The sequence below is a fragment of the Ferdinandcohnia sp. SAFN-114 genome (genome assembly GCF_059415045.1).
The window spans coordinates 1-24,773 of the sequence record NZ_JBPFDQ010000025.1 but is presented as its reverse complement, the minus strand read 5'-3'; the positions used below and the strand labels follow the sequence as shown (position 1 = coordinate 24,773).

The window sequence follows — 24,773 nt, the reverse complement described above, 5'->3', positions numbered from 1 at the left end:
TTTACAGAGGACCCCTTGAGGCCCCCATTTTTACTCCCCAGCTTCAAGCTTTTTCAGCTCATCTGTGTAACCTTGTTCGCTTTTACCCCAGCCTTCAATGTATTGGTCAAGCTCTGCAGTTGTAATTTTTTCTTCAGGCAGTGCATCCTTTGTTACGAATACTGGCTCTAGTTTTACTCGTTCTGGTGTTTCATCACCATTTAGTTTTTGGTAGGCAAAACGAACTTGAATACGTCCGATATCTTTTGGATCAACCGCCGCAGATGCAACCCATGGGCTGTTTTCTGCTTGAATCATTTGTAAATCTTCATCACTCATGTCAATTCCATAAACTTTAATGTCTGAACGGCCTGCTTGTTCAATTGCACGAACAGCACCTTTTGCAAATTCATCCCACGCTGCCCAAACTGCTGTAATTTGACCCTCTTCAGGATATTGCTTTAAAAGAGCTTCCATCTGTGCTTGTGTATCAAGCGCAGTATTAGCAGTCGCTGCACCAAACGTTGCAATTTCCTTTATACCAGTATTGTTGTCAAGAAACTCTTGATAGGCGATTTGACGTCTTTCCATTGGAGCAAATCCAGCCACCCAAATTTTTACGATATTTGCTTCACCACCAGCATCTTCCGCTAATTTCTCAAGTGTCATTTGCGCCATTTGCTGGTCACCTTGTTCAAGAACTGTAACCCCATCCACTTCCACTTCTGCATCAAACACTACAACTGGGATACCTTTTTCTACCGCTTTTTGAACTGAACCTTGTAGGGCTTCTTTTGTACCGTGGTCAATCAAGATAGCATCAAATCCTTGGTTTACCGCCGCATCGACGTTTGACGCCATTTTTGCTAGGTCTCCGTCAGATGTAAAAACAGTTGTTTCACCAGCAAAACTTTTCACCTGCTCCTCAACACCCTCAATATATTGAGCAGAAAAAGTTCCTAAGTTTTGTTGCATAATTAAAGCGATTTTTTTGTTTGCTAATGGATGTTCAGAATTTTTTACTTCTGTACTATCTGTTTTTGTTGTTTCCTCTGCGACTTTCGGTTGGCATCCAACCAATACTGCAATAAGTAGTAACGCTGTGAATAATAGTTTTGTTAATTTCATTGTGTTTCTCCCCTTTTTTGTATGTCATCCATTTTCATATTAAATGGCTGATTTCGTAGACATTGTTGCTTTTTGCACCGTTGATCTCCACTGCAGGCGGACGCTTTCCGCGGGCGTGGCTTGAGCCTCCTCAACGAAGTGTGGAGGCGGCTTGCACAGAAACGAGAAAATTGGCCGACTAAAGCGCCACGTCCTGTGGCGACGTCGGCACTAGCACATCCTGTGCGTCGGAGACTCCGACAAAGAGGCGTATTTTGCCTCTGAAGGAGGAGTTGAAATTTCTCGAGTTTCTAGCCGCTGCAACTGGACAGGTCGCTGTCGCGTCTGCGGGGTCTCAAGTCTCATGCTTTTCCCGCTGGAGTCGCCGCCTTCCGCTTCAATCAACTTGGTTTGCACTTCTTATAAAAGCAACAATCTATTAGAAAAGAGCCATTTTAATCTACTTACTTTTTAAAAAGCCACCACTCTCCCGTTTATGAGGCCTTTTTTGAAAAAAATAAAAGCCTCTTTCTCATCAGAAAGAGGCTTGAAGCATACAAAAGTCTTCGCACCTCTTATCTACCAGAAAGAAAAATCCTTCTGTTGGAATTAGCACCGTGCCTTACGGGTCATACCCGGCGAAAAAAACTCGCCCCATTTCACAATGGTATTACGGTCGGTTGCTGGGCGTCATAGGGCCAAATCCCTCAGCCTACTCTTGATAAGAGAAAAATACAGCAAACATATTCAATTAACTTCATTCAAATAACTTACTTGACGAGAATCATATCATGCCCGAAAATAAAATTCAATATTTTTATAATAAAAAATATTTTAATAGTGAAAATATCTTTTGGAGAAAAAAATTACGGTAAAACGCAATCATTGGATTTAGTACGCAATTGTGATCTTCTATCACGCAATTATCGAATTTAACATACGCATTTCCGGGCATCTATCGCGCAATTATCATATCTAACACGCAATTGCACGCCCACAACCCCATTTTTCCACAAAAAAACTAGGAGAACCAAATCTCCTAGTTTCCTATAATGCTTTTTCGTTCCGATCAAGTACACGTGCATAATTTTGCTCAAATAACGGCATTTCTTCCCCCGTTAATTGTGAAGCAAAAATGTGCTCACTTTCTTTTTTTAATGTTTGAAGCAACAGCATCATGACGGTTTGTACGGTAAGGTTTGGATCAACTAATTCCGCCAAAGAAGCCATTGTTTCGGGTTTTACATCTGGGTAAACAAATTTCGTCTCCGCACCTTGCAAACCTATATCATAGAACCGACGGATGATGTCTGCTCGTTCTGACCCACTTCCGGTCACACCTAAATAAATTTGCACAGCCACTCCATTACGTAAGCGGCGCTGGGAAATGCCCGCAAACTTTTTCCCATCTATACTTAGATCATAGCTTCCAGGACAATATGATCCAACGATTTCTCGTGCAACGATATCGACTTCATAGCCCTCAAGCATTTTTCGAATGAGTTCAAGCATTGTATCGTATCCGCGGTTGATATCAATCCCTTTTTCCGTCTCAGGAAAAATGAGTGAAATGTTCAACACTCCCTCATCTAATACCACTGCTAGTCCACCTGAATTCCTAACAATCGCGCGATAGCCCAATGATTCAAGGAACTCAACCCCTTCATCCAAAAAAGGCAATTTAGTATCCTGTATCCCAAGAACGATGGTTTGATGATGAACCCAAGTCCGTGCTGTAGCTGGTGATTCACCTTTACCCACAAACGCACAAAGAGTGTCATCTATCGCAAACGATTGTAGTGCATCAAATTGATAGCCTAGACTAGATTGATCAATAATCCGCCAACTTGGCTGAAATAAAAGACTTTCGGTCATAAGGCATACTCCTAAAAAATAAAAATTACTAGATTAACGATGAGGTCCTTAAAAGAAATAAACCCCAAAAAACCAGGCTATGCCTGGTTCCTGTATCGTCCTATTTTACCCTTAATTTACGTATTTAGCTACCTCATGTCGTGAGGTTTTGTTCATTTTAAAGGCAATCATTTGATTGATTTTTTTCGTTACGGCCTCAACCGTTGTATCTAACGTAATCGCCAATTCTTTATAAAATATTTTTTGCAAATGAAGAAGTAGACGACGGTCATGTTCCGACAATTTTTTATCGTTCATTTCAATCTCATGCTTTTTACAAAGCAATGTATTTAGTACTTTAGATATTTCCTCTCTATTTCCGGACGAAGCTATTCCAGAATAAACTTTATGACGCTCCGAACTGTTGTCAATCCACTGAATTCCTGGTAGCTTAAAGGATTCTAAGATTTCCTCTGATTCACTTTTATCAATAATTCCTTGCATTAATACTCTGTCATTATCCACTGGGTTTTGGATTATCAACGTGCTGTCTTCAATTGGGTGCATTATATAATAAGTCCGAGTCATACCACCGTATGTTTTTTCACAAATATCGTCTATTTGGCATATACCCATATTCGAATAAATCACTAGATCACCGATATTAAACATGTACCATGCTCCTATCCAATGGATTGTCAACTTAGTTGACTTTATTTAATCATACACCATAATTCAAAAAATATCAACTTGGTTGACAAAAATAACATTTCCAAGACAAATAGCCGACCTGTAAAACCTCAATATCCTGTATAAATCGACAAAAGTTTCAGCTTAACCCTCACATGAATTTTGTCAACTTAGTTGACTACATCTATTTATTTTTGTATAGTAATGGCGATTATAAAAACGGGAGTGGAATTTATGGACCCTGTACTTCAACATTTAGATTTAATCGACCTCTTAAGTGAAAGACATGGACAGCTTCGAGGGATTGCAGAAAAATTATGGAATGAGACCAGCGACATCGCGATTTCAAATTCAGAATGGTATATCATGTCGCGGATCTATAAAAGACAAACAACGATTGCGAATGTTTCTAAAAATGTTGATATAACTAGGCAAGCAACACATAAATTTATAAAAAACTTAAAGGCAAAAGGGCTAGTCAACGTAATGGATGTTGAAAACAACAAAAAGGAAAAACGAATCGAATTAACCCCCCTTGGTGAAGAGTGCTATGAGAAAAATGAGGAACTAAAAGCAACGATTGAAAAACAAATCATAGAAAATATCGGGGATGAACAAGTAGAGCTATTAAAAAAAGTATTAAAAACGGATTGGAACATTTGAAATTCAGACAATTGGGTGTGTAGCTGACGATTTACTGCCACTGTTTCAGAAATACTGCCATTAATCTTAATTTACTGCCACTAATCGTAATTTACTGCCACTAGCAAAAATACACCCACAAAAAAGGCCATGTCCTAAAGACATGGCCATTCTCATTCTTACAACGCTTGCGCTGCTGTGATTAAAGCAAGTTTATAAACATCCTCTGAGTTACAACCGCGTGAAAGGTCGTTTACTGGCTGATTTAAGCCCTGTAAAATTGGACCAACCGCTTCAAAGTTTCCGAGACGCTGTGCAATTTTATATCCGATATTACCCGCTTCAAGGCTTGGGAAAACAAATACATTTGCGTCACCTTTGATTATGGAATCTGGTGCTTTTTTCTTTGCAACAGATGGAACAAATGCCGCATCAAATTGGAATTCTCCATCCAATACTAAGGCAGGATTCATTTCTTTTGCAATTTTAACAGCCTCTGCTACTTTTTCCGTTTCAGGAGATTTTGCAGAACCTTTGGTTGAGAAGCTTAACATAGCTACTCTTGGTTCGATATCAAACATATCAGCCGTATTGGCACTTTCAATTGCAATCTCTGCTAAATCCTGACTATCTGGTGCAATATTAATCGCACAATCAGCAAATACATATTTCTCATCTTCACGAACCATGATAAATACACCAGAAGTCTTCTTCACACCTTGTTTTGTTTTAATGATTTGAAGGGCAGGACGAACCGTGTCTGCAGTTGAATGTGCCGCACCACTTACAAGCCCGTGTGCTTTACCTGTATACACTAGCATGGTTCCGAAGTAATTTTCATCCTTAAGGATCTTACGTGCATCCTCCTCAGTTGCTTTGCCCTTACGTCGTTCAACAAATGAAGCCACAAGCTGATCGAACTCTGGATATGAATTAGCATCATAGATTTCCACTCCTTCAAGGGAAACACCAAGTTCCTTCGCTTTGTTTTCAACCGCTGCTTTTTCGCCAACTACAATTGGTACAAGTACCTTTTCACTTGCCAAACGGCTTACCGCTGTTAAAATGCGCTCATCTAATCCTTCTGGAAAAACAATTTTCATTTCCTTTCCAGATACCTTTTGTTTTAATTGAGTAAATAAATCGCTCACTCTTATTCCTCCTAGTATGTTAATAAATGCGTTTTATGTAAGTTAGGCATTTAGCCGTACCAAAACTGCCAACCATTAGGATACGGCTTTTTTCATCAATTGAAAACCAAAAAGCCTTAAAAATCATGTGACAGTATTATGACACTATCTTCAATTTTCCCAACAACCTGACAAAATACTCACTCTCACTTTTGTTCACAAAATCTCCTAAGGTTTAATCACTTTGCTATAGGGGAAACTGTGATATAGTAGTGTTGAATACATAAACATGTGATAAATAAGGAGTGATTGTAATGGCTGAAGCAGCACAAACGCTTGATGGCTGGTATTGCCTACATGATTTTCGTTCGATTGATTGGACGTCTTGGAAAACCCTTTCTAGTGACGAGCGACAAGCAGCAATTCATGAATTTCTTGGTTTAGTAGATAAGTGGAATAAAACTCAAGCAGAGAACCAAGGAAGCCATGCATTATATACAATTGTCGGCCAAAAGGCTGATTTCATGATGATGATTCTTCGCCCAACAATGGAAGAACTAAATGAAATCGAAAATGAATTCAATAAAACAAAGCTTGCTGAATACACAATTCCTACATATTCTTATGTTTCTGTTGTTGAATTAAGTAACTATGTAGCAGGCGAAAGCAATGAGGATCCATATCAAAATCCTTATGTACGCGGACGTTTATACCCAACCTTACCGAAGAACAAATATGTTTGCTTCTATCCAATGGACAAGCGCCGTGAAGGCAATGACAACTGGTACATGCTTTCAATGGAAGAACGCAAAGAGCTTATGCGCAGCCACGGTATGATTGGCCGCCAATATGCAGGAATCGTAAAACAAATCATCACAGGCTCTGTTGGCTTTGATGATTATGAATGGGGCGTAACCTTATTCTCGGACGATGTGCTTCAATTCAAGAAGCTTGTCTATGAAATGCGCTTTGACGAAGTAAGTGCTCGATACGGTGAATTCGGAGCATTCTTCGTTGGAAACATTTTAACTGAAGAAAAAGTACCACAATTCCTACACATTAATTAAGAAAAGTGACAGGCGCCCTGTTTTAGGCGACAAGCATAAGAAAAGCGCTGACAGAAGGTGCATTTTACCTTCCGAAGCGCTTTTCTTAGACCAGAGAGCCGATGGCGCATGAAACTAGACATAAAAAAAGAGAGGGACTTCCTCTCTTTTTTTTATCCATATTCATAATCCTTTTTCCTCGCTCATACAATGCAATGATGAATCCACTAAACATACCACCAAAAAGTTCTAGTCAAAATCCCAAAAATAATCAAAAAGTAGGAACCCATCTTTCACCTAAACAATAAGTTAGTAAAGAGGCTTTTTCATTATCCTTGTCTTCTTTTGTAGTGAGGTGAAAAGATGGCAGTAGTTGCGCACACGGAAGCAGATGTAAAGCTGTTAGCAAGGTTGTTACGCGCTGAGGCTGAAAGCGAAGGTAAACAAGGCATGCTATTAGTAGGGAATGTCGGGGTAAATCGCGCGAGATCTCGTTGTCTGGATTTTAAAGATATTAACACCATCCGAAAAATGGTCTTTCAAAGTCCTGGTGGCTTTGAAGCAACCCAAAAGGGCTATTTCTACCAGGCCGCTCGACCGTCTGAGATTGCACTTGCACGAAGGGTACTAAAAGGGGAAAGGTTTCACCCTGCCAGGTTTTCTTTGTGGTTTTTTGAACCATCAGGAAACTGTCCAGCACAATGGTTTAACCAGTGGAACGTGGGAAGGTTTAAAGCACACTGCTTCTACCAACCAACACAGGAGGATTGTCCAGACGTTTTCTAAGGCATATGCCTTAATTTAAAAAGAGAAAAATTAAACATTCTGAGGAGGGCTTACATTGAGTCAAGATAATCAATCAATGCAAAATCCATATGCTGCTTACGGGTTTAACCCGCAAAGTATGGGCCAGTTTGGGGGCTACATGGATCCGAACCAATTCGCATATGGGGGATATCCATTCCAACAGCAACAACAAGGAGGCTTTCAGGCACCACAAACGCCAACTTTCGCTCAAACGGGTGGGGTCGCGCAAAATGTACCGGGTATGCTTCCGCTTGAAGAATCTTACATCGAAAACATTCTTCGCCTGAACAAAGGAAAGCAAGCGACTGTTTACATGGGCTTTGATAACACGAACCAACAAAAAGTCTTCAAAGGCGTTGTTGAAGCTGCAGGGCGTGACCACATTATTTTAAGTGACCCTCAAACAGGCGTGCGCTACTTACTCTTAATGGTCTACTTACAATACATTACATTTGACGAAGAAATTGAGTACCAATATCCATTTGGTGGAGGCCAAGGCCTAGTCAATTACCCACCACGCTAAAAAAGTAAGGAGTGTCCGCGGACACTCCTTTAATCTTTCATTTTTTACATATGTTTTGCGGCAGCCACTATTAATAATACCCAACCTAGTAAAAAGGCAACCCCACCAAGCGGTGTGATGGCACCAAGGATTTTAATACCAGTCACACTTAAAACGTACAAGCTTCCAGAAAATAAAAAGATTCCCACAAGCAAACTCCAACCAGCCGTTGTTATTAAACTAACTTGTGAAAACTTGTCCGCTAAAAAGGCAACAACAAATAATCCAATCGCGTGAAACATTTGATATTGGACAGCTGTATTCCATGTTTTTAAGTATTTTTCGGTAATTTTCCCTTCTAAACCATGGGCACCAAATGCACCAAGCGCAACTGCTAAAAATGCATTAATCGCTCCCAATATTAAGAACAATTTCATTTTCGTTCTCCATCCTTTTTTTAAAATTCGTATTTTTATTCTACCATATTCATTATAAGATAGGAGTAGGACTCTAGACCATAAAGGAGTTTTACTATGAACTACGAGATTATACCTATTGGAGACATGGCCCTGCAAATTCTATACAAGGAGCCTGCTTCAGACAACTTGCAGCGTCAAATTCAGCAAACCACGAAACACATTGAACAAATGAGTATACCAGGTGTTGTTGAACTCGTTCCTGCCTTTCAATCAATAACAGTTTACTATAATCCAATTCTCACTACCTATCATCGTCTTTTTGCTCAGGTTGCTGAGATTTGCGAAAAGCATTCCACAGAACAAAGCACCACTTCAAAAGAGATCATTGTGATTCCAACCTGTTATGATGGTGAGGACCTCGAGAATGTCGCTCGCAGGAATGGGCTCTCAACCGAAGAGGTGACTTCCATACATAGCAGCGTTGATTATCTTGTCTATTTGATTGGCTTTTTACCGGGCTTCCCGTATTTAAAAGGGCTCCCAGCTACACTTAGCACACCGCGCCTGGCAACTCCCCGATTAAAAGTTCCAAAAGGGGCGGTCGGCATCGGCGGTGATCAAACAGGGGTGTATCCACTCGAGTCACCAGGAGGGTGGAATCTCATTGGACGAACTCCGGTACCTTTATTTGACCCGGAACGGCAGAATCCGTTTTTACTGAAAGCAGGGGACTACCTCCGCTTCACTCAGATTTCAGCACAAGAATACAGAGAAATTGAAAATCTAGTAAAAGAAAACCAATACAAAGTAGAGGTGAAAAAAATTGAAAACCATTGATTTAAATTGTGACTTAGGGGAAAGTTTTGGTGCCTATAAAATCGGGAAAGACGAGGAAGTCCTCTCCTTTATTTCCAGCGCAAATATCGCTTGTGGGTTTCACGCAGGCGACCCGCATGTAATCAATCAAACTGTACAGCTGGCGAAGAAATATGGCGTCGCTATCGGTGCCCATCCAGGCTTTCAGGACCTTGTCGGATTTGGCAGGAGAGCCATGGCCGTTTCACCAAAAGACGTCTATGATCTTGTTCTTTATCAAATCGGTGCTCTTGCTGCATTTTGTAAAGCACACGAAGTAAAGCTCTCTCACGTAAAACCACACGGTGCTCTTTATAATATGGCAGCAGTCGACACTAACCTTGCAGAGGCAATTACTAAAGCTGTCAGCATATTTGATCCAACTCTTTCACTCTATGGACTAGCTGGTAGCAAGTTAATTGAAGCTGGAGAAAAATACGGCTTACATACGGTTTCCGAAGTGTTTGCTGATCGAACCTATCAACCTGATGGAACCTTAACACCAAGGACGCGAGGGGACGCAGTTATTCACGACAGCCATGTTGCAATCAAACAAGTTCTGCAAATGGTGAAAGAACAAACCGTTCAAACGACAACTGGCGAAATTATTCCAATTAAAGCTGACTCCATTTGTGTTCATGGCGACAATGATCACGCCCTCCAATTTGTACAAGAATTACGACATGCACTAACCAATGAAGGCATTACAATTAAGGCATTTAGGTGATGATATGGGACAACCGCTATTTACCGTCCTTAAAAAAGGACTTTTAACCACATTTCAGGACCTTGGCCGCTATGGCTACCAACAATTTGGAGTCGTAACAAGTGGAGCAATGGATACATATTCAAGCCAGCTTGCTAATATTCTAGTCGGTAACTCTAGAGAGGAGGCCGTACTTGAAATTACCATGCTTGGCCCGACATTACGGGTAGAAGCAGACGCAATGACACTCTCTGTTTGCGGGGCAGACTTGAGCATGACCGTGAATGGAAACAAAGCCCCATTATGGCAGTCGTTTGTTGTGTCAAAAGGGGATATTATTAAGTTTGGCAAACCCGTATCGGGAACTCGCGCATACTTAGCAGTGGCGGGCGGATTTGAAGCTCAAGAAGTCCTCGGAAGTAAATCATATTACGCAAAGGCAAAGCTTGGGACAGAGATCAACGATGGTGATATTATTTACGGTTCTGTTGATACTCTTCGAAAAAATACAGGACTCTCGCACTACCTTGTTCCAACCTTTGATAAAGGGGTAACCGTTCGCGCAATTTTAGGGCCACACCAGGATTATTTTACAGAGAGTTCCATCGAACAGTTTTTTAGCGACACCTTTCAGGCCCTTCAAGGGGACCGGATGGGGTATAGATTAAAGGGGACAAAACCCTTGCAGCATAAAGAAAGGGCCGAAATTGCATCCGACGCAATCCCTCTTGGTGGTATTCAAGTTCCAAGTAGCGGCGAGCCCATCATCCTTTTAGCAGACCGGCAAACAACAGGGGGCTATCCTCGAATCGCAACGATCATTGCCGCCGATACTTATAAAATCGCCCAGCTACCGCCTGGTGGAACGATTCGATTTGAGCGCTGCAGCATTGAAACTGCCCATCAACTCTATAAAAAAAGAGAGAACTTTCTCAAAAACCTCCAATGGTGATGCACCTTGGGGGTATTTTTTTGCCTCATACTTTGATATCGGACACAATTTTACAGATATCGGACAAAGAAAGAATTTTATCGGACATAAGTTTCAATATATCGGACATTCCCGGCCAGATATCGGACATAACTCTCCTTTTATCGGACAAAACCAAAACAGATAAAAAAAGAGACCTCTGTTTAGAAATCAAACAGAGAATCTCCATTAGCATCGTCTTCCTCTAATTTTGTAGCGTTTTGGATTGTCGTTGTTTGCGGCATCGCAGGAATGGACTGCACAACCTGTCGCACTGGTTGTACAGGCACCGCCTCAACCCGCTTTCCCTCTGTTGGGGCCTCATCCAACACAAGGTCACATAATGTCCGAATGGCCATCAAACGCTCTCTCACCTTTTGTTCACTCTCTTCACTCTTTGCTCTCAACAATTCCTGCTGCATTTTATCTAAAATCTTATTCAAAGATATATTCACAAAGTTCACTCCTCTATGCCCGAATATCTACGTTGTAGGAAGGGGTTTGCTGTTGCTTGATATGCTTTTCCTCATACTTCATACAATGTACCCCAGAAGATCTAAAAACCGCTATAGAGGGCATTGCCTGCGTCTTAAAATTGAAGGCGCGACAGCCACGAGGAAATTTCGGTTCCCATGTCGTATAAAAATGCTTGCATTTTAAGCAATTGACTCGTTTTTGCATCCCTTCACTACCTTTGTAAAATCGATACTCCTATTTTCCCATGAGCAATAGGGGTGCGTCAAACTCACATTTTGACAATCTAGCAATTCGCATATAGGCTTTTACAATCGGTTGCACACTTTTAGTCTAAGAGTATGAAAAAACCCCTCAGATCGTCTCTGAGGGGCATTTGCGCAGGGATTATGTAATATTACTTACCAGCTACTGCGTCTTTAAGAGCTTTACCTGGTTTGAATGCAGGTACTTTGCTAGCTGCGATTTCGATTTCTTCACCAGTTTGTGGGTTGCGGCCTTTACGAGCAGCACGCTCACGAACTTCGAAGTTACCGAATCCGATTAATTGTACTTTATCTCCGCTACTTAATGCATTTTGAACTGCTTCAAATACTGCGTCAACAGCTTTTGTTGCATCTTTTTTAGATAGTTCTGCACTTTCAGCAACTGCACTGATTAGTTCTGTTTTGTTCATTTTAAAATTCTCCTCTCCAAATAAGCACATATTCTTTTTACCACTTTTTTCATAGGTTCGCAAGAATTTAGGCTAAATTCATCCTATTAAACTGGTGGTATAAGTATTACATCACTAGATTAGCCAAAAAACAAGCGTTTCAAACCAAAAAAACTGAATTAAATAAAAATCTTTTAAAATGTTGTTACTACCAAGTTTTACCGAATCTCTAGATTTTATACTAGGGAATACTATAAAAAATTACATGACGAAAGGAGTGTCCCTATTGGCACGAAAAAAACGTCGACCACTCATTCCTGAAGCAAGAGAAGGGCTTGACCAACTCAAAGCAAATGTAATGCGAAAACAAGGCTACAAAACAGATCCATCTAACCCTGACAGCGTAAAATACGAAGTCGCAAAGGAACTTGGGATTCCATTAAAGGAAGACTACAACGGAAACCTCACGTCCAAGCAAGCAGGCAAAGTCGGTGGCAACATCGGTGGCAAAATGGTTAAAGAAATGATCCGCATGGCGCAAGAAAACTTAAATAAACGCGGGTAAGGTGGTGTTCGTATGGATAAAAAGAAAAACCGTGATGGTCAATCCAATCATAGCCAATACAAAGTTGCCAAAGGCCCAAAAGCAAGAGAGTCTGGCTATGAGGCAACCTATGAATACACAACTGGTAATGAAGTAGGAGAGCCAGATCATAAATAACTCACTCAAAATCCCCTATGCCTTACTTAAGCATAGGGGTCTTTAAATTAACCTAACCGATATACTCGTGCCTCATACGCTCTTAATTCTATTGAATCTGTAGCCTCGTGTGCATCGATATAATAATTTGCCAACATTAGCTCATTATGCCTAAATTCACCTTCTGGCAGACGACAAATGGCATTTTCTTGAGATAGATTCGTTACAACAATCACTTTCTGATCGCCTAGCGTGCGTGTGTATACATATAGCTGTGGGTCTTCGGCTAGTAATAAGTCATACTCACCATACGTGAATACTTTATTCGCCTTTTTCAAAGCAATCATTTTTTTATAAAAATGCAGCACAGAATCTTCATCTGCCTGCTGGTTTTCAACATTAATTTCCACGAAATTTGGATTAACACCCATCCATGGTTCTCCTGTTGTAAAGCCTGCGTTTTCGGTATTGGACCACTGCATTGGAGTACGTGAGTTATCCCTACTTGTCGCCCAGATGACCTCCATAATCTCCTCATGCGGGACACCCTCAGAGCGCTTTTCATGATACAAGTTTTTTGTTGCCACATCATCATATTCTTCGATGGATTGGAATTGAACATTTGTCATTCCAATTTCTTGCCCCTGGTAAATGAAAGGAGTTCCTTGCATGAAAAAGTACATGGCACCTAGCGCCGTTGCACTTTCCTTCCAATAGTCCTTATCATTTCCCCAATTAGATACGACACGTGTTTGATCATGGTTCTCGATAAACAATGCATTCCAGCCCATGTTTTCTAGTCCCTTTTGCCATCTCGTAAGAACTTGTTTGAGCCCGACCACATCAAGTTTTTGTTTCTCTTCATCCCATAGGCCTAAATGTTCGAACTGGAACACCATATTGAATTTTCCTTGTTCCTCGCCAACCCATTCTTCTGCATCCTCGACACTTACACCATTTGCTTCACCAACTGTCATAATGTCGTATTTGGCAAAGGTTTCTTTCTTTAATTCTTGTAAAAATTCTTGAATCCCGGGACGATTCATATGGCCGTCGAAAGAAGAAACATACTTTAGACCAGTTGGATTTGGCAGATCAGGGAAACCCGGTACTTTTTTAATATGACTAATCGCATCTACCCGGAAACCATCAATGCCTTTATCGAGCCACCAATTAATCATGCGGTATAACTCTGTGCGAACCTCCGTGTTCTCCCAATTGAGATCAGGCTGCTTTGTAGAAAAAATATGCATGTAATATTGACCAGTCTCTTCATCAAAATCCCATGCCGGCCCCCCGAATATACTTTCCCAGTTATTTGGCTCTTTTCCATCTTTTCCATCATGCCAAATATACCAATCCCGCTTTGGGTTATCCTTTGAAGAACGAGATTCGATAAACCAGGGGTGTTCATCACTTGTATGGTTAATAACTAAATCAATAATGAGTTTCATCCCACGCTTATGGGTTTCCTCTAGTAATTCATCAAAATCAGCCATCGTTCCAAAGTCAGCCATGATGTCTTGATAATCGCTAATATCATAGCCGTTATCATCATTGGGTGATTTGTAAACAGGGCAAATCCAAATTACATCGATCCCCAGATCTTTTACATAATCTAATTTGGATATAATCCCCTGTAGATCACCGATACCGTCACCATTTGAATCCATAAAGCTTCTTGGATAGATCTGATAGGCAATTGCTTCCTTCCACCATGCTTGCTTCATTTTTGTATCCTCTCTTCCCTTCTACAGATGGTACTCAAATCCACCTTCAAATCGTTAACCGATACACTCTTGCCTCATATGGCTTTAATTCTATTCTTTCAATTGATTCATTTTGATTGACATCATAATTGCCAATCAATAGTTCCTGTGATTTGTAGCTACACTCTTCTGGCAACTCAAATAATGTATGTTCATTTGAAAAATTCAGTACTACCAGTAACTTTTCATCAGCTAATATTCTAGTATACGCATAAATCGTTGGATGCTCCGGCAACAGCAGGTCATAAGTACCATATACCATAATCTCATGCTGCTTTCGTAACTCAATCAATCTTTTATAATAATGAAAAACAGAATTTGGATCATCCACTTGTTTAGCCGCATTAATGTCCCGGTAATTCGGATTCACCGAAATCCATGGAGTGCCTGTCGTAAACCCAGCATTCTCACTTTCGTCCCATTGCATAGGGGTACGCGCATTGTCTCTTCCTTTTGCATAGATAGACTGCATAATTTGCTCTGGAGCCACGCCTGCATCTACCTTTTCCTTATACATATTTAGGCTTTCGATGTCCTTATAATCGTCAATGGAATCAAACTGAACATTCGTCATCCCAAGTTCTTCACCTTGATATATATATGGAGTTCCCTGCAACATATGCAAAAACGTTCCAAGCATCTTTGCTGACTCTAACCAATACTCACCGTCATCACCAAATCTAGACACCATCCTAGGCTGATCATGATTATTTAAATACAAACTGTTCCAGCCAGAGCCTTCCAGACCTTTTTGCCATTTGGTAAACGTTTGTTTCAAATCTAGTAGATTTAATGGTCGCATATCCCATTTTCCTGTTGGACCTGAATCTAAATCCATATGTTCAAATTGGAAGACCATGTTTAGCTCATTACGGTCCGAACCTGTATACTTTTGCGCTTCTGCTGTGTCGACACCCGGCATTTCGCCAACAGTCATAATGTCGTATTTCGATAACACTTGTTGGTTCATTTCCTGTAAAAATTCATGGATTCGAGGTCCATTCATATAATAAGGTGCACCTGAAGCATATTTTTTTCCTTCCTGCGGTTCACCATCTGGTAGCGATGGAACTTTTGAAATTAAATTGATGACGTCCATTCGGAATCCATCTATTCCTTTTTCAAGCCAAAAAGTCATAAGGTCATAGACTTCCTCACGAACTTTAGGATTCTCCCAGTTTAGATCAGGCTGTTTTTTACTAAATAAATGTAAATAGTATTCATCCGTTTGTTCATCATATTGCCACGCTGAACCACTAAAGAATGACTCCCAATTATTCGGTTCCTTACCATCTTTAGCAGGACGCCAAATGTAGTAGTCACGGTAAGGGTTATCCTTTGATTTTCTGGATTCCCGGAACCACTTATGCTCATCTGATGAATGATTTACGACTAGATCCATCATTAGCTTCATGCCGCGATTATGCATCTGCGAAAGTAGTTCTTCCCAATCAGCCATCGTGCCAAACTCATCCATGATCTCACAATAGTTGCTAATATCATAGCCATTATCATCATTAGGGGATTCATAGACAGGGGAGAGCCAAATTACATCAACACCAAGGTCTTTTAGATAATCAAGCTTTTCGGTAATTCCCTTAAGGTCTCCAATTCCGTCGCCATTTGTATCCCTAAAGCTTCTTGGGTAAATTTGATACACAATACTTTCTTTCCACCACGTTTTGTTTTCCATTTCCCATAAACTCACTTTCTAGAGGATGTTTAAAAAGTGCGGTAAAATGACACATCGAATTTCTGCAAATACTGCACCGATAACAGAGTGATAACTAGGTTATGCGCTTGCGTCTGCTAGTTAATTCAGGAAGTCAATTCCTCAGCGCAAGGCTGCAAGGATGTTAACTCAAGCAGTTGCCTCGCTCCGCTACTCGGGAGCTCGCGCCGCCTTGAACCTCGACGCACAGGAAGTGCTAGTGTCGACAAGACATTAGGCCGTGGCGCTTTTGTCGACGCGGTCCTTTTTATCCTCCTCTTTAAACCTTCATTTTTATTTAATCCGTGCGCACGACTTCCGTTCAATTAGTTTTGCCGGTATCGTAATTCGCTTTGGTAAGACATCCGGATTTTTAATTTTTTCAATCAAACAGCTTGCACCTTCAACTCCCAGCTGAAAAATATCAATATCCACTGAGGTGAGGGGAGGCTTCGAATATTCCGCCAGTAGTACGTTGTTAAAGCTTGCAATGGAAACGTCCTCTGGAACGCGAATATTCAATTCTTCAAAATGACTCATCAATTCGATCGCAATAAAGTCATCTGTACAAACCAATGCTGTAGGTGTTTTAACCGAACTTAGAAAGGATATAATTGCTTCTTTCCCTTTATTTATCGTACTCTTTTGAACGATATAGTCCTCATTAAAAGAGATCCCAGCCTCGCTTAGCGCTTGTTTGTATCCTTCAAGGCGATCGAGCATAAACACGAAGTCGCCATCATAGCCGACAAATGCAATTTTCGTATGACCTAAGGCAATCAAATAGTCCGTTACGACCTTCGTGATGTAGATATTGTCATTGTCGACATACGTGACTCGTTCTGCACCTATCACAGGTCGACCAATCACTGTAAATGGAAAATCAATCTTTTGTAAATACTTGATAATACGATCATCTGTCCGCGAATAGAGGAGAATTAAGCCATCTACACGGCGACCTTGGACCATCCCAACAACTTCTTCATAAATCTCATCTTCCGTTCCAGCTGTCGAAAGGTACAATCCATATTTATGTTCACGTGCTTGTACGCTGATCCCTCTAATCACTTCCGGGAAAAAGGGATCTTGAAGCACATGGGATGCTGAGAACGGCATCACAACCCCAATGGTTGCTGTGCTATTCACCGCTAAGCTCCGTGCTGTAAAATTAGGATGATACCCGAGCTTATCCATTGCTTCTCGTACTCGTTTTTTCGTTTCTTCACTAATTCGAGGGTTATTTGCTATGACCCTTGAGACAGTGGAAGGCGAGACATTTGCCTCTTTTGCAACATCTTTTATTGTAATAGCCATACATACCCTCCATATTAGAAAAGCGCAAGGTGCCCGTTTATCGGCTGCAAGCACAAGAAAAGCACTGACAGAAGGCGTTCTTTACCTTCAGAAGCGGTTAGCTTGTTATTTCGAGCCGATGGCGCCTGGAGCTAGACATCAAAAAGCTTGTGATATTTCGTTTCATTTTATATAAAAGGAATCAATTCAATCCTTCGTTATCAATAATTATTTTACAGAACCCTCTGCAATTCCTTTGATAATGTGTTTTTGCATGAAGAAATACACAAGTATCACTGGAATGATCGCAAGCGTTAATCCTGCTAGGGCTAAATGCCATTGCTTCGTATATTGACCAAAGAAGAAGAACATCTTCAATGGAATCGTATGCATTCCTTCTTGGTTAATGACTAGAGATGGTAATAGATAGTCATTCCAAATCCAAATAATATTCAAAATTGCTACTGTTACTGAAATTGGCTTCAACATCGGGAAAATGATGTGCCAGAAAATTTGCCATCTGTTTGCACCATCAATGGTGGCCGCTTCATCCAATGATTTTGAGATTCCTTGTAAGGACCCGTGATATAAGAAAATCGATAAACTACTACCAAAGCCAAGATACATAAAAACGATTCCAAAACGGTTTAATAGTTCCATTTTACCAAACAGGGATACTAATGGAATCATGACTGATTGGAATGGAATCAGCATAGCTGCGATAAAAAGGAAGAAAACGAGACCACTCACTTTACCTTTGCGACGATTTAATGCATATGCTGCCATCGATGAAAAAAGAATAATTACCGCAACTCCTAAAACCGTAATTAGTACAGAGTTAAAGAATGTACGGATAAAATCGAGCTCTTCAAATGCTTGAACATAGTTATCAAATGTAAATACATCCGGAAGTTTTAGCGTATCTGTAAAAATTTCACGTTTTGTTTTAAAAGAGTTGACGACCATCAAATAGAAAGGGGAGAGCCAAATGAGGCCAAGGACAATGCCTAGAATTTCAAGCAAATATAATTTTCTTTTTTTACTTTTCATTACATCTCGACCTCCCGTTTCTTATTGATGTACACCTGTGTTAAGGATATAGCCGCCACGATTAGGAAGAAAATAATCGCTTTTGCCTGTCCATACGCATAATTATTTTCTGAGAATGCGGTTTTAAAAATTTCCATTGCTACCATTTGTGTTGAATTATAAGGGCCGCCACCTGTTAAACTTAGGTTTTGATCATATAACTTAAACGTATTAGATAACGTTAAAAACAAACTTACTGTAAATGCCGGTGCGACAAGTGGGAATGTCACATTTTTAAAACGCTGGAAGCTACTTGCTCCATCAATTTCCGCCGCTTCTAATAACTCCTGCGGAACACTTTCCAAATAGGAAATATAAATAATCATGATATATCCAGCCATTTGCCAACTCATGAGAATAACCAATGCCCAAAAACCAGTTGTATCTGTCGATAACCAGCCTTTAAAAGCTGCAATCCCCGTTAAATCTCCAATACTCGCAAATACCTTCATGAAAATAAATTGCCAAATGAACCCGAGGATGAGTCCTCCAATTAAGTTCGGCATGAAAAAGATTGTACGTAAAATATTGTTTGTTTTAAGCTTTTGCGTAACAAGTAATGCTAATGAAAGTCCAAAAAAGTTAATGAGGAAAATTGACACGACTGAGAACTTCACAGTAAACCATAGGGAGTTCATGAATTCTTTATCCTCAAGTAGCTTTTGATAGTTCTCAAGTCCAACAAACTCGGTGATCTTAATTCCGTTCCAGTCTGTAAAAGAGTAATAGGTTCCAAAAATTAATGGCACGATTATAACAACTCCAAGTGCTACAAGCGTTGGGGCTAAAAATAACCAATACCATAGATTCCGGTTTCGCATAGTAAATTCCTCCAATTGATCGAAATCCGAAAATATTTCAATCATATTTGGGGGAGCACGAGCTCCCGTTCATTTTTGTATAAAAGGAGAAAACAAAGCAACCATACGCTGCCTTGTTTTCTATTGTTAGATGAATCAATTATTTTCTTGTGTCTTCCCAAGCCTTTTGAGATTCCTTCACAAGATCATCCCAGCTCATTTCATCGCTGATGTATTTTTGAATATTTACACCAAGCTGTTGCTCGCCCCAACCAGTTGGGTAGCCCATGAATACCCAAGGAATTGTTTTACCTTCTGTTGCGTACTCATACACTGATTTTCCTAGTGGATCAGAAACTTTTGAAGCGTCAAATCCTTCATATGCAGGGATAAATTTAAAGTCTTCTAGTACCGCTGTTTTTCCTTCTTCAGAAGTATATAACCAGTCTAGGAAGTCTTTTGCAGCTTTTACTTCTGCCTCATCTTTATTGCTATTTACTGCCCAGTACATTGGAATTCCAACTGGAATTGAATCTTCTTTATAGCCTTCAACAGGAATTGGTAGAATGCTTACTCCGTTATTTGCAAGCTCCTCATCGATACCTGCGATTGAACCATATACCCAGTTACCTTGCTGAATCATTGCCACTCGGCCAGTAGAAAATAACTCTTCTACTTGCATGGCATAGTCTAAACTTACAGTTGGTTGAACAGAATACTCATTTTGTAAATCTAGAACCTTCTTAAATGCATCGCCATATTTAAAATCAACACTTGCAGAATCGAATGTTCCTAAAACATTCCCTTCAAATTCAGGGGATAAGAAAGCATTTGATAAGTGTAAACCCGTTACCCATTTTTCTTTACCTGGTAGAGCGAAAACAGCATCTAAACCTAATTCATCCTTCTTGCTATCTAATGTTTTTACAGCTTCTTCTAAAGCAGCTAAAGTTGTAATTTCATCTGGATTGATTCCAGCTTTTTCAAATACTGCTGTATTGTAAATGAATCCATATCCTTCTTGGTTAAAAGGTAGTCCTAACACTTTGTCATCTTGTGTAACTCCTTCAAGGGTTCCTTCTAATGCAGCACCAGCTGCTGCTGTGTCAGAAAGGTCTGCTAAGCTATCGACCCAGTCTGCAACATCTTGAGGTCCACCAATGTTATAAATTGTTGGCTCTTCACCTGAAGCAAATTTTGAACGAAGTGCTGCACCGTAATCTTCTCCGCCACCAACAGTTGTGATGTTGATTTTAACACCATCGTGTGACTCTTCATATTGCTTTGCAACAGCTTCAAATTGATCCTTAAATTCCACTTTAAATTGGAAGATATCTACTGTTGTTGTTTTTGAATCGCCTTTATTTCCACTTGAGCTTTCTCCATCTGAAGAACATCCTACAAGTACAACACTTAAAAGGAATAAGAGTGCCATTACTGCAGGAAAAAGTTTCTTTGCTTTCATGATAAAACCCCCAGTTTACATTTTTGAAAGGAAGGAACCGTTGCACAGGTTTAGGAAACCGATTGCATAAATTTAGACTTTTTTGTAGAAATTAGTCATTTTCCATTCTACCGATTAAACGCTTTCATTGAGTTTAAAATATATAAACTATTGATATTACTGTATTCTTTTAACTTTACTGCTTTTGCGCAATTGTTGCGCAAACGGTTGCATTCCTTTTACAAGATTTATATTAGCACGGGCAAAAAATAATTACAACAAAAAAGTTTAGCGTTTTCATTAAATCATTAAAGCTCACTAATATGTACGCCGTTAAAGTAAAAGATAAACAAGACTTGCAATGTATCATTTAGTGTGCTATATTTCTCGTTGTGAATTAAATGACCGAATTCCCCATTTGGTCAATCCACCTAAAGTGAGGTGATCAAAAGTGGCGATTGATAGAAAACAGTTAATTATTGAAGCTGCGACTAAATCGTTCTCTTTATTCGGGTACAAGGCTACAACAATGGATCAGGTTGCGAAGCTTGCGAGCGTTGGTAAAGGTACAATTTATACCTTTTTTAAGAACAAAGAGGAGTTATTCGATGAGATCATTAGTACACTCATTCGGGATATGAAAATGGTAGCCGAAGAAGCAATGGATGAAAACAGTACCTTTTATGAAAATGCACACCGGATACTTTTTCGATTGCTAGAATTTCGTAAGTCCCACCAGCTAACGATTAAGCTTTTTCAAGAGGAAAGAGATATCGGAACACAGGCAGTTGTTGAGGTTGTCCAGCGTGTTGAGCAGGCGATCATTAACTATATGAAAGACATGATTCAAGAAGCAATCGACCGCGATGAAATTAAGCCCTGTAACCCAGAGATCACAGCTTTCGTCATGTTGAAGCTATATGTTTCCTTAATCTTTGATTGGGAACGAAGCCACACACCACTCGAAAAAGAAGAAATTTCAAATTTATTTCAGCTGTATTTTTTTAAAGGGTTAGAGAAATAGTCATGCCATGGGTCCTCAAGTTGAGTACCCATCTTAATTGGCTTAAAATGACCATTTGAATAAAACAGTCATATTTTATTAGGAGGTTTATATATGAAGGGATCATCCTTTTTTGCTGAATTAAAACATATCCTTTCAAATCGCAAAGTCCTCATTCCAATTTTAGCAGTAGCTTTTGTGCCTGTTCTTTATGCAGGTATGTTTCTCTGGGCATTTTGGGATCCATATGACCAGATGGAAAATTTACCAGTCGCTATTGTGAATGAGGATATTGGAGCTGAATTTGAAGGGGACCAATTACAACTTGGAAATGAGTTGACAGACAAACTTTCCAATAACAACACCTTCGATTTTCATGTTGTCTCAAAGGAAGAAGGATACAACGGGCTTGAGAACAGGGATTATTATATACTCGTTGAAATACCTGAGGATTTTTCAAAAAACGCAACTTCCTTATTAGATCGTCAACCACAAAAGTTGGAACTTAAGTATGTGCCAAATGAAGGCACAAACTTTCTGTCCTCTCAAATTGGGGAAACCGCAATTGAAAGAATAAAGGCAGAAGTATCAAAGAATGTTACTGCCACCTACGCTGAAACCATGTTTGGCAAGGTTCAAAACCTGGCAGACGGTTTAACCCAAGCAAGTGAAGGTTCTGAACAACTTGCGGAAGGTGTAGCGAAAGTAAATGACGGTTCAAAAACACTAGAGGAAAACCTAGCTAATTTAGCTTCAAAATCAATTGAATTTACAAATGGAGTAAAAAAAGCAGAGTCCGGAGCAACTGATCTTGCTTCTGGAACTAATCAAGTAAAAGCAGGGCTTAACGAAGTGAATGAAAAAATTCCTTCTTTAGTGGATGGAACCGATCAAATCCAAGATGGGCTTGCCCTCATGAAGGAAGAACTACCAAAGCAAATTGCAAAAGAAGTAACAACTCAACTTAACAGTAATGTTAGCAAAGTTGATGAAGGTATAGATGAACTTGAGATGAAACTTAACGCTGGGCTATCAACTCAACTAACAAATGGGATTGCAGCCAGCCTTTCTGAACAACTAGCAGACCAAATGCTCGCATCTCAAACACAACAAATGGAGCAGCTTAAAACGACCTTAATTGAAAATCAAATAATGGACGAAACGCATGCTTCTGCTTTTATTGCACAAATGGCTCAAAAACAGCCAACGAAAGAACAGTTACAACAGCAATTAGAACAGCAATTGCAGCAAAAACTTGAACCTGGTATATCAGCAGGCGTTGAAAATGGACTTAACCAAGGGTTCACCCAATTTAAAACTGGCTTACATCAACAGTTTGGTTCCGCAACAACTGGTTTAGAGGAACAGCTAATATCCCAAACAAGCCCTTCCTTTAACCAATTATTAGCTGGGCTTCAACAGATTAATGAAGGTCATAGAAGTCTACAACAAGGAATTAGCCAATTATACAATGGTTCGGTTGACCTTAATAACGGCGCTAACGAATTAAACAATGGTATGAACCAATTAACAAATGGTGCCGGTCAACTACAAAATGGCGCAGGACAACTTGCTGATGGTTCAAAAGAATTAGAAGAAGGCACTGTTCAACTTGCCAAAGGCTCGGATGAACTCGCGGAGAAACTTGCGGAAGGTGCTGAACAAGCAAATTCTGTAGAGGCATCCAACGAAACCTACGACATGATGGGCGAACCTGTCACTGTTAAAAAGCAAGAAATGAATACCGTCCCTAACTATGGAACAGGTTTTGCACCATATTTTATCTCACTTGGTCTATTTGTTGGTGCATTACTCATGTCAATTGTATTTAAACTTAAAGATCCTGTTGTTCAACCAACTAATGCATTCCGCTGGTTCTTTAGTAAATTTGGTGTATTAGCCATTGTCGGAGTGTTCCAAGCAGCCCTTGTTGACATCATACTATTAGAAGGTCTAAAAATTGAGGTCGCAAGTGTCCCATTATTCTTTGTCACATCTTTAATCACAAGCTTTACTTTCTTAACTTTAATCCAAATGCTTGTGACTATGTTGGGGGACCCTGGTCGTTTCATTGCGATTATCGTCTTAATTTTACAATTAACAACAAGTGCTGGAACTTTCCCACTTGAACTAATCCCAACTGCATTACAACCCATTAACGCACTTTTACCAATGACATATTCCGTACAGTCATTTAAAGCTGTCATTTCAAGCGGTGATTTCAGTTATATGTGGAATAACAACTTGATTCTCTTAACCTATATGGTGGCCTTCATTGCGATTACCATCGGGTATTTTGCAGTGAAATTGAAAAAGCAAAAAGTACAAGTTGAAATGAATTAAGATGTGTGAGAAAAGCTAGGGATTGTTTCCCTAGCTTTTTTTATTAAAGGGCATTGATGTCACATGCTCTTTTTTGTCCTTAAAATGAAAGTATGGATGTAACGGGACGTATTGCTAATACTATGATTTGTAGAAGAAAAAATGCAGGAGGAATTACTATGCCGCAAAAACAACCTAAACAGAATACGATGCAAACAGATGTCTCAGGAACAGACCCACAAAAAGTGAAACAAGAAATTCAAAAGGATGTTAGCCAAGGCCAGGGCGCCATGACTTCTAGAGAAGCAGGAGCCATGCGGGATTAAAAAAACCACTGTTTAGTGGTTTTTCTTCTGTCAGCATCCCTATTTTCCCATTTTCGCTATCGTGGACCTTTCCCAATTGAATGCAAATAGATTATACTAGACTAACTACATATCCATTAAGGAGAGATTTTCTATGACAGAAAATAATCAACCCGAAGCACCTAAAAAGAAAATTAGTCTACAAGAGGCTATGAAGCAGCAACTTGAAAACAAAAAGGCCCAGTCTTCCAATACGAAAGGAAAAATGAATGCGGATCTTTCAACAAAAAAAATGAAAAGCCAACAAACAAAAAAACCTAGTAATACTCGGAGAAAAATGGGCGTCTAATGAACGTACACTATTAGAATTTACAGGCATGGCTGTTAAGAAGGATAAAAAAGGAGTATGAATCCTCAATGATTCTGGACTAACCTAAAATAGTGAGACAATATAAAACACCTCCAAAATGGCAATACTTGAGATAAGTATTGTGACATTAT

General features: G+C 39.8%; 26 protein-coding genes and 1 riboswitch. Of the genes, 13 read left to right on the top strand and 13 right to left on the bottom strand.

The window, feature by feature from the left end:
• Nucleotides 1–30 precede the first annotated feature (30 nt).
• From ACR65M_RS10135 to ACR65M_RS10125, 3 genes are all read right to left on the bottom strand, one after another.
• On the bottom strand, nt 31–1,107 hold the full coding sequence (locus ACR65M_RS10135; protein WP_440273250.1) for a sugar ABC transporter substrate-binding protein: 1,077 nt from the start codon (nt 1,105–1,107) through the stop codon (nt 31–33).
• Between the two features lie 551 nt (nt 1,108–1,658).
• Nucleotides 1,659–1,814: riboswitch (SAM riboswitch) on the bottom strand.
• A 319-nt stretch (nt 1,815–2,133) separates the two neighbouring features.
• Entirely contained in the window at nt 2,134–2,961 is an 828-nt protein-coding gene (lipL, locus tag ACR65M_RS10130; protein WP_121448341.1) for an octanoyl-[GcvH]:protein N-octanoyltransferase, read from the bottom strand.
• A 111-nt stretch (nt 2,962–3,072) separates the two neighbouring features.
• Nucleotides 3,073–3,612 (bottom strand): CarD family transcriptional regulator, encoded by a 540-nt coding sequence (locus tag ACR65M_RS10125; protein WP_440273249.1) that lies wholly within the window; start codon nt 3,610–3,612, stop codon nt 3,073–3,075.
• A 252-nt stretch (nt 3,613–3,864) separates the two neighbouring features.
• On the opposite strand from ACR65M_RS10125, the gene ACR65M_RS10120 reads away from it, so the two are divergent.
• Nucleotides 3,865–4,293 carry a winged helix DNA-binding protein gene (locus ACR65M_RS10120; RefSeq protein WP_121448343.1) on the top strand — a complete coding sequence of 143 codons (429 nt, stop codon included), beginning with the start codon at nt 3,865–3,867 and terminating at the stop codon, nt 4,291–4,293.
• Between the two features lie 158 nt (nt 4,294–4,451).
• On the opposite strand, the gene pta is transcribed toward ACR65M_RS10120, so the two are convergent.
• Entirely contained in the window at nt 4,452–5,423 is a 972-nt protein-coding gene (gene pta / locus ACR65M_RS10115; protein WP_341333290.1) for a phosphate acetyltransferase, read from the bottom strand.
• Nucleotides 5,424–5,716: 293 nt separating this feature from the next.
• Here pta and hemQ point away from each other — a divergent pair, with 293 nt between their 5' ends.
• The 3 genes from hemQ to gerQ all read left to right on the top strand — a co-directional run bounded on the left by hemQ (nt 5,717) and on the right by gerQ (nt 7,778).
• Nucleotides 5,717–6,469, top strand: a complete 753-nt coding sequence (gene hemQ / locus ACR65M_RS10110; protein WP_121448345.1) for a hydrogen peroxide-dependent heme synthase — start codon at nt 5,717–5,719, stop codon at nt 6,467–6,469.
• A gap of 342 nt (nt 6,470–6,811) precedes the next feature.
• Nucleotides 6,812–7,234 carry a cell wall hydrolase gene (locus tag ACR65M_RS10105; protein ID WP_121448346.1) on the top strand — a complete coding sequence of 141 codons (423 nt, stop codon included), beginning with the start codon at nt 6,812–6,814 and terminating at the stop codon, nt 7,232–7,234.
• Nucleotides 7,235–7,289: 55 nt separating this feature from the next.
• Nucleotides 7,290–7,778, top strand: a complete 489-nt coding sequence (gene gerQ, locus ACR65M_RS10100; RefSeq protein ID WP_440273248.1) for a spore coat protein GerQ — start codon at nt 7,290–7,292, stop codon at nt 7,776–7,778.
• A 44-nt stretch (nt 7,779–7,822) separates the two neighbouring features.
• Here gerQ and ACR65M_RS10095 read toward each other — a convergent pair whose 3' ends face one another.
• Nucleotides 7,823–8,194 carry a DUF423 domain-containing protein gene (locus ACR65M_RS10095; RefSeq protein WP_341333291.1) on the bottom strand — a complete coding sequence of 124 codons (372 nt, stop codon included), beginning with the start codon at nt 8,192–8,194 and terminating at the stop codon, nt 7,823–7,825.
• A gap of 96 nt (nt 8,195–8,290) precedes the next feature.
• On the opposite strand from ACR65M_RS10095, the gene pxpB reads away from it, so the two are divergent.
• The 3 genes from pxpB to ACR65M_RS10080 are packed head-to-tail and all read left to right on the top strand — an operon-like array spanning nt 8,291 to nt 10,689.
• Nucleotides 8,291–9,013 carry a 5-oxoprolinase subunit PxpB gene (gene pxpB, locus ACR65M_RS10090; RefSeq protein WP_440273247.1) on the top strand — a complete coding sequence of 241 codons (723 nt, stop codon included), beginning with the start codon at nt 8,291–8,293 and terminating at the stop codon, nt 9,011–9,013.
• Nucleotides 9,000–9,758, top strand: a complete 759-nt coding sequence (locus tag ACR65M_RS10085) for a 5-oxoprolinase subunit PxpA (protein WP_440273246.1) — start codon at nt 9,000–9,002, stop codon at nt 9,756–9,758. The genes pxpB and ACR65M_RS10085 overlap by 14 nt, the downstream gene beginning before the upstream one ends.
• Nucleotides 9,727–10,689, top strand: coding sequence for a 5-oxoprolinase subunit C family protein (locus ACR65M_RS10080; protein WP_440273245.1), 963 nt, complete (start codon nt 9,727–9,729; stop codon nt 10,687–10,689). The genes ACR65M_RS10085 and ACR65M_RS10080 overlap by 32 nt, the downstream gene beginning before the upstream one ends.
• Nucleotides 10,690–10,871: 182 nt before the next feature.
• Here ACR65M_RS10080 and ACR65M_RS10075 read toward each other — a convergent pair whose 3' ends face one another.
• Both ACR65M_RS10075 and hbs read right to left on the bottom strand, forming a co-directional pair.
• Nucleotides 10,872–11,162 (bottom strand): YwdI family protein, encoded by a 291-nt coding sequence (locus ACR65M_RS10075; RefSeq protein ID WP_121448351.1) that lies wholly within the window; start codon nt 11,160–11,162, stop codon nt 10,872–10,874.
• A gap of 416 nt (nt 11,163–11,578) precedes the next feature.
• Nucleotides 11,579–11,857 carry a non-specific DNA-binding protein Hbs gene (hbs, locus tag ACR65M_RS10070; RefSeq protein ID WP_010677267.1) on the bottom strand — a complete coding sequence of 93 codons (279 nt, stop codon included), beginning with the start codon at nt 11,855–11,857 and terminating at the stop codon, nt 11,579–11,581.
• Nucleotides 11,858–12,122: 265 nt separating this feature from the next.
• On the opposite strand from hbs, the gene ACR65M_RS10065 reads away from it, so the two are divergent.
• Both ACR65M_RS10065 and ACR65M_RS10060 read left to right on the top strand, forming a co-directional pair.
• A complete protein-coding gene (locus ACR65M_RS10065; RefSeq protein WP_440273244.1) occupies nt 12,123–12,401 on the top strand; it encodes an alpha/beta-type small acid-soluble spore protein in 279 nt (92 codons plus the stop codon).
• A 12-nt stretch (nt 12,402–12,413) separates the two neighbouring features.
• On the top strand, nt 12,414–12,557 hold the full coding sequence (locus ACR65M_RS10060) for a hypothetical protein (protein WP_165918240.1): 144 nt from the start codon (nt 12,414–12,416) through the stop codon (nt 12,555–12,557).
• Between the two features lie 47 nt (nt 12,558–12,604).
• On the opposite strand, the gene ACR65M_RS10055 is transcribed toward ACR65M_RS10060, so the two are convergent.
• The 6 genes from ACR65M_RS10055 to ACR65M_RS10030 all read right to left on the bottom strand — a co-directional run bounded on the left by ACR65M_RS10055 (nt 12,605) and on the right by ACR65M_RS10030 (nt 20,663).
• Nucleotides 12,605–14,266 carry a glycoside hydrolase family 13 protein gene (locus ACR65M_RS10055; protein ID WP_440273243.1) on the bottom strand — a complete coding sequence of 554 codons (1,662 nt, stop codon included), beginning with the start codon at nt 14,264–14,266 and terminating at the stop codon, nt 12,605–12,607.
• 46 nt (nt 14,267–14,312) lie between these two features.
• Nucleotides 14,313–15,998 (bottom strand): glycoside hydrolase family 13 protein, encoded by a 1,686-nt coding sequence (locus ACR65M_RS10050; protein ID WP_440273242.1) that lies wholly within the window; start codon nt 15,996–15,998, stop codon nt 14,313–14,315.
• Nucleotides 15,999–16,310: 312 nt separating this feature from the next.
• Complete coding sequence (locus tag ACR65M_RS10045; RefSeq protein ID WP_440273241.1) at nt 16,311–17,330, bottom strand: LacI family DNA-binding transcriptional regulator; 1,020 nt, start codon at nt 17,328–17,330, stop codon at nt 16,311–16,313.
• Between the two features lie 207 nt (nt 17,331–17,537).
• Nucleotides 17,538–18,359, bottom strand: coding sequence for a carbohydrate ABC transporter permease (locus tag ACR65M_RS10040; RefSeq protein ID WP_099351506.1), 822 nt, complete (start codon nt 18,357–18,359; stop codon nt 17,538–17,540).
• Entirely contained in the window at nt 18,359–19,219 is an 861-nt protein-coding gene (locus tag ACR65M_RS10035) for a carbohydrate ABC transporter permease (protein ID WP_099351505.1), read from the bottom strand. The genes ACR65M_RS10040 and ACR65M_RS10035 overlap by 1 nt, the downstream gene beginning before the upstream one ends.
• Nucleotides 19,220–19,358: 139 nt before the next feature.
• Entirely contained in the window at nt 19,359–20,663 is a 1,305-nt protein-coding gene (locus ACR65M_RS10030) for an ABC transporter substrate-binding protein (RefSeq protein WP_440273240.1), read from the bottom strand.
• A gap of 430 nt (nt 20,664–21,093) precedes the next feature.
• On the opposite strand from ACR65M_RS10030, the gene ACR65M_RS10025 reads away from it, so the two are divergent.
• The 4 genes from ACR65M_RS10025 to ACR65M_RS10010 all read left to right on the top strand — a co-directional run bounded on the left by ACR65M_RS10025 (nt 21,094) and on the right by ACR65M_RS10010 (nt 24,621).
• Entirely contained in the window at nt 21,094–21,666 is a 573-nt protein-coding gene (locus ACR65M_RS10025; protein WP_440273239.1) for a TetR/AcrR family transcriptional regulator, read from the top strand.
• A 93-nt stretch (nt 21,667–21,759) separates the two neighbouring features.
• A complete protein-coding gene (locus tag ACR65M_RS10020) occupies nt 21,760–23,988 on the top strand; it encodes a YhgE/Pip family protein (RefSeq protein WP_440273238.1) in 2,229 nt (742 codons plus the stop codon).
• A gap of 158 nt (nt 23,989–24,146) precedes the next feature.
• The gene (locus tag ACR65M_RS10015; RefSeq protein WP_440273267.1) at nt 24,147–24,293 is read left to right on the top strand and encodes a hypothetical protein; all 147 of its coding nucleotides are present in this window, start codon (nt 24,147–24,149) and stop codon (nt 24,291–24,293) included.
• 133 nt (nt 24,294–24,426) lie between these two features.
• Nucleotides 24,427–24,621, top strand: a complete 195-nt coding sequence (locus ACR65M_RS10010; protein ID WP_341333300.1) for a hypothetical protein — start codon at nt 24,427–24,429, stop codon at nt 24,619–24,621.
• The last annotated feature ends 152 nt before the right edge of the window (nt 24,622–24,773 follow it).

What these genes read in the sequence shown, in the direction of transcription:
- ACR65M_RS10135 (WP_440273250.1), bottom strand. Translation starts at nt 1,107, where the DNA reads ATGAAATTAACAAAACTATTATTCACAGCGTTACTACTTATTGCAGTA.
- lipL (WP_121448341.1), bottom strand. Translation starts at nt 2,961, where the DNA reads ATGACCGAAAGTCTTTTATTTCAGCCAAGTTGGCGGATTATTGATCAA.
- ACR65M_RS10125 (WP_440273249.1), bottom strand. Translation starts at nt 3,612, where the DNA reads ATGTTTAATATCGGTGATCTAGTGATTTATTCGAATATGGGTATATGC.
- ACR65M_RS10120 (WP_121448343.1), top strand. Translation starts at nt 3,865, where the DNA reads ATGGACCCTGTACTTCAACATTTAGATTTAATCGACCTCTTAAGTGAA.
- hemQ (WP_121448345.1), top strand. Translation starts at nt 5,717, where the DNA reads ATGGCTGAAGCAGCACAAACGCTTGATGGCTGGTATTGCCTACATGAT.
- ACR65M_RS10105 (WP_121448346.1), top strand. Translation starts at nt 6,812, where the DNA reads ATGGCAGTAGTTGCGCACACGGAAGCAGATGTAAAGCTGTTAGCAAGG.
- ACR65M_RS10095 (WP_341333291.1), bottom strand. Translation starts at nt 8,194, where the DNA reads ATGAAATTGTTCTTAATATTGGGAGCGATTAATGCATTTTTAGCAGTT.
- pxpB (WP_440273247.1), top strand. Translation starts at nt 8,291, where the DNA reads ATGAACTACGAGATTATACCTATTGGAGACATGGCCCTGCAAATTCTA.
- ACR65M_RS10080 (WP_440273245.1), top strand. Translation starts at nt 9,727, where the DNA reads ATGAAGGCATTACAATTAAGGCATTTAGGTGATGATATGGGACAACCG.
- hbs (WP_010677267.1), bottom strand. Translation starts at nt 11,857, where the DNA reads ATGAACAAAACAGAACTAATCAGTGCAGTTGCTGAAAGTGCAGAACTA.
- ACR65M_RS10060 (WP_165918240.1), top strand. Translation starts at nt 12,414, where the DNA reads ATGGATAAAAAGAAAAACCGTGATGGTCAATCCAATCATAGCCAATAC.
- ACR65M_RS10055 (WP_440273243.1), bottom strand. Translation starts at nt 14,266, where the DNA reads ATGAAGCAAGCATGGTGGAAGGAAGCAATTGCCTATCAGATCTATCCA.
- ACR65M_RS10050 (WP_440273242.1), bottom strand. Translation starts at nt 15,998, where the DNA reads ATGGAAAACAAAACGTGGTGGAAAGAAAGTATTGTGTATCAAATTTAC.
- ACR65M_RS10045 (WP_440273241.1), bottom strand. Translation starts at nt 17,330, where the DNA reads ATGGCTATTACAATAAAAGATGTTGCAAAAGAGGCAAATGTCTCGCCT.
- ACR65M_RS10040 (WP_099351506.1), bottom strand. Translation starts at nt 18,359, where the DNA reads ATGAAAAGTAAAAAAAGAAAATTATATTTGCTTGAAATTCTAGGCATT.
- ACR65M_RS10035 (WP_099351505.1), bottom strand. Translation starts at nt 19,219, where the DNA reads ATGCGAAACCGGAATCTATGGTATTGGTTATTTTTAGCCCCAACGCTT.
- ACR65M_RS10030 (WP_440273240.1), bottom strand. Translation starts at nt 20,663, where the DNA reads ATGAAAGCAAAGAAACTTTTTCCTGCAGTAATGGCACTCTTATTCCTT.
- ACR65M_RS10020 (WP_440273238.1), top strand. Translation starts at nt 21,760, where the DNA reads ATGAAGGGATCATCCTTTTTTGCTGAATTAAAACATATCCTTTCAAAT.
- ACR65M_RS10015 (WP_440273267.1), top strand. Translation starts at nt 24,147, where the DNA reads ATGCCGCAAAAACAACCTAAACAGAATACGATGCAAACAGATGTCTCA.
- ACR65M_RS10010 (WP_341333300.1), top strand. Translation starts at nt 24,427, where the DNA reads ATGACAGAAAATAATCAACCCGAAGCACCTAAAAAGAAAATTAGTCTA.